This is a genomic window from Fusicatenibacter sp. (genome assembly GCF_050872605.1).
In the GTDB taxonomy this organism is placed as follows: Bacteria; Bacillota; Clostridia; order Lachnospirales; family Lachnospiraceae; genus Fusicatenibacter.
In genome coordinates this window covers 1-3,016 of the sequence record NZ_JBNMHD010000081.1, presented here as the reverse complement: position 1 = coordinate 3,016, position 3,016 = coordinate 1, and the positions used below count along the sequence as shown (strand labels likewise).

The window sequence follows — 3,016 nt, the reverse complement described above, 5'->3', positions numbered from 1 at the left end:
GGATCGCTTTGCTCTGGTAGATATGTTCGCCGGTATCGTTGCGGATGAACTCGACCTGCTGGGGATAGTTGTTGATCGATTCGTTTACGATCATGACATTGCCCTCCGCCGTGCTGTTTTCAAAATAGGGCGCGGTGTTCATGCTGATGTTGATCATGCCTTCCTCAACTTTCTGATTCAGGCGTTCCGCAATTTCTTCCGGACTGAGGTTGTCCCAGCCGCCCTCGATGGCTGCATCGTCATAAACGATGCCCGTCTTGGGATCGTCCTTGGTCTGTGCAGGCTTGCGGATCAAACGAACAGCAGTAAAAATGCCGAGCGTGAGCGCAGCGGCAAGGCCGACAACGGCGAGGATGACGAGGGTTCTGGACTTTGCGTCCCGTTTTTCAAATTTGTGCATAATTTTGTCCTTTCTGTGTTGGGACGCGGAACCGCTCTCCGGCTGGTCGCGCGCCCGGTATGATGGATGTTTGGTCATGAGGTCAAGCCTCCTTCCTGCTGGGCGAAGTTGTCTGCCCATGAAAAAGCGCCCACCTTCAGGGCGGACGCAGACAATGTGTACGATATTTCATTGTTTCCTCCTGCTTTTTATTTCGTCGCTTTTCTGTAAGCGTCGATGACTGCTTCCTTGAGCGCTGCGCGCGCTCCGGACGTGATGGGGTGGAAAACGTCTGTGTACAGTGTCTTTCCGTTCTTGCTGAATGCTTTCTGCGGCATGAAGATGTTCAGCCCCTGCTTGGATTCTGCCAGCCGAACGCCGTGTACCTTGAACATCCCGTCAAAGGTGATGGTTGCGTAGGCTTTGATCTTCGCGCCCGCGTCGGCAATGTGGTCGATTGTAACTTCCATGTTAGAAAAGTCCATATGGTTGATTCCTCCTATAGCTGCATTGTCATTTCATTTTTCTGGGTTTGCGCATACGCTTCATCCAGCGGATAATCCTGCTCGGCATGACCTTCGCTGCGCAAGCTCTCCAACATACCGAGAAACCGTGTTCCCTGTTCCGTGCTCTGATCCAGTACCCAGCGATCTCGCAGCACATCCAATGGATTTTCAAATTGCAGCAGATATGAAAGATCCCTGCGGGAAAGATCACTGCCGCTGCACAGAAATTCCGAATAGCAAGTTGCGGTTGCTGCAATCTCATCTGCTATGCCAATCAGCACGCCGGGGCTTCGGTCATACAGATTTCTCTGATATGTCTGCCAGTTCTGTTCAACTTTCTCCAAAAGCCGTTTCCAAAGCTCGGATGTGGTCTGCACGTTTCGGCAAACAATGCTGCCATGCAGAAATTCAGCGACATCGATTGCCTCCGCGTTTCGGAACGGCAGATCCCCGCGGAAACCGATCTTCAGCTTGGAAAACTCCGCTGCGACCTGCACCAGCTCCGGAGGGCTGTTCAATGGGATCTCCTGATTCCAGCGGTACCAGTTTCCTTCGCGGCGGCACGGTGTCAGCTTCAGGATGATGTGCTCATCCGGCTCGAATTTCGGATAACGGCAGAGCTGACCGCCAGCGCCGTAATACGGCTTGCCTTCGCAAAGAACTGTTTGCTCCATGTATGCTTTCATTTTTGCAAGGCTTTCACAGAACCAGCATTCCGTATCATCAAAGCGCCGGATTGCGCCGTCATCCAGAATGCTTTCCAGATTCGCTTTCTTTGTCAGGTGGTAGACCTCGGATGGAATGGGTGCTTTTACATACGCCATCGGCTAATACCTCCATGATCACAGGAAGAGCGTTTCATTCTGTTCCAGTTTTCTGGCAAGCTGCCGCAGGCAGACGCCCTGCTCCTGCAGATATTCCACGATGTCCTGCGGCTCACGCTGCAGTGCTTCCTCCTCCACACGCTGCAAAGGTTTGTCCTTTTCGCCTTCCTTATCACAGCATCCGCACTGTTCGCGGAGCTGATCAACCAACACCTGCTGAACATCCGCAAGATCCCGGATGGTAAACAAAATGTCCTCCACAGACATGTGAGAAGCCAGCAGGACGGTCGCGCCCGTGCCGGTAAACAGAAGAATGGATTCCCGCTTCTGCCACAGGGAGGTTGCTGGTGGTCTGGTCTTCATGACCTTTTCAAGCAGTGTTTTTCTATTGAGTTTCTCCATGAGTTTCATGTTCGGTACCTCTTTTCCTGATATTGCGGGCGTCATACAAAAATGCCCCGCTTGCAAGCGCTCTGCCGAGATTTCGGATGCAAACGCCCTTTTCCCACAGCTCCCGCAGCAGCTTTGGCGGCAAGCGCCGCAGTGCGTCTGTTTCTTCTACCCGCGCTGCCCGGCATTCGCAGAGCGCATCGCACGCGCCGCAGACCTCGATCAGCTTTTGCAGATAGGCCGCCTGCGCTTCGCCAAGCTCCCTGACCGCAAAGACCAGATCCTCCGCTGTCATCTGTGCGGATGATAAAATGGCGGCGCCGCGTTCCATCCAGAACAGTGCCAGCGTCGTGTCCGGCAGCAAATAGGGTTGTGCGCATGCCTCCGGCGACGTTTCACATGTGTGACCGGTTTTCTTAATGTCCAAGTTCTTTTTCCCTCCTGGCAAGATTGATCTCCCGCAGCGAACCGCAGGTCGGTTCATGCACCAGCACAAGATCGCCGTTTTCGATCTCCGCCGGGAACATGCTGAACTGCGGCTGGATGTACGGGCGCGGGTCGTAGTTCGTGATAATGAGTTCGCCGTAGGTTGCACCGGCTTTCTGCGAGAGAGGGTTATTGCGTCGGAACGCAAGGATATAAAAATCGCCGTACAGACTGCGGATGAACGGGCAGTCGTTGTACGACACGACGATGTATCCCTTGCATTGCGAGAGAATGTGGTGCAGTTCTTCGTGCTTTTCCTTCGGAAAGTCGACGGCGTATAAACTCTCAGCATCAAAGTAGGGCGGGTCACAGTAAATAAGGCTGTCCGGCCCGTCACGTTCGCGGATGATGTCCAGACAGTCCTTGTTCTCGATGACTACATCCTGCAAGCGCTTGGAGGCGTCGTCAAAAAGATATAGGAAGTTCGTCAG

5 protein-coding genes and 1 pseudogene are annotated in these 3,016 nt (G+C 53.5%); all 6 read right to left on the bottom strand.

What is annotated here, in order from left to right; genetic code table 11:
• Positions 1-478: pseudogene (locus ACY2VT_RS14235) on the bottom strand (hypothetical protein); the annotation flags it as partial.
• A 110-nt stretch (positions 479-588) separates the two neighbouring features.
• Positions 589-864, bottom strand: coding sequence for a SpoVG family protein (locus ACY2VT_RS14230; RefSeq protein ID WP_461880337.1), 276 nt, complete (start codon positions 862-864; stop codon positions 589-591).
• Between the two features lie 14 nt (positions 865-878).
• Positions 879-1,709, bottom strand: coding sequence for a hypothetical protein (locus ACY2VT_RS14225; protein ID WP_461880336.1), 831 nt, complete (start codon positions 1,707-1,709; stop codon positions 879-881).
• Between the two features lie 18 nt (positions 1,710-1,727).
• The gene (locus ACY2VT_RS14220; protein ID WP_461880335.1) at positions 1,728-2,072 is read right to left on the bottom strand and encodes a hypothetical protein; all 345 of its coding nucleotides are present in this window, start codon (positions 2,070-2,072) and stop codon (positions 1,728-1,730) included.
• Between the two features lie 22 nt (positions 2,073-2,094).
• Positions 2,095-2,526 (bottom strand): hypothetical protein, encoded by a 432-nt coding sequence (locus tag ACY2VT_RS14215; RefSeq protein WP_461880334.1) that lies wholly within the window; start codon positions 2,524-2,526, stop codon positions 2,095-2,097.
• Positions 2,516-3,016 (bottom strand): DNA adenine methylase (locus ACY2VT_RS14210; RefSeq protein ID WP_461880333.1); only part of this gene is annotated, 501 nt, incomplete at its 5' end. The genes ACY2VT_RS14210 and ACY2VT_RS14215, both read right to left, overlap by 11 nt.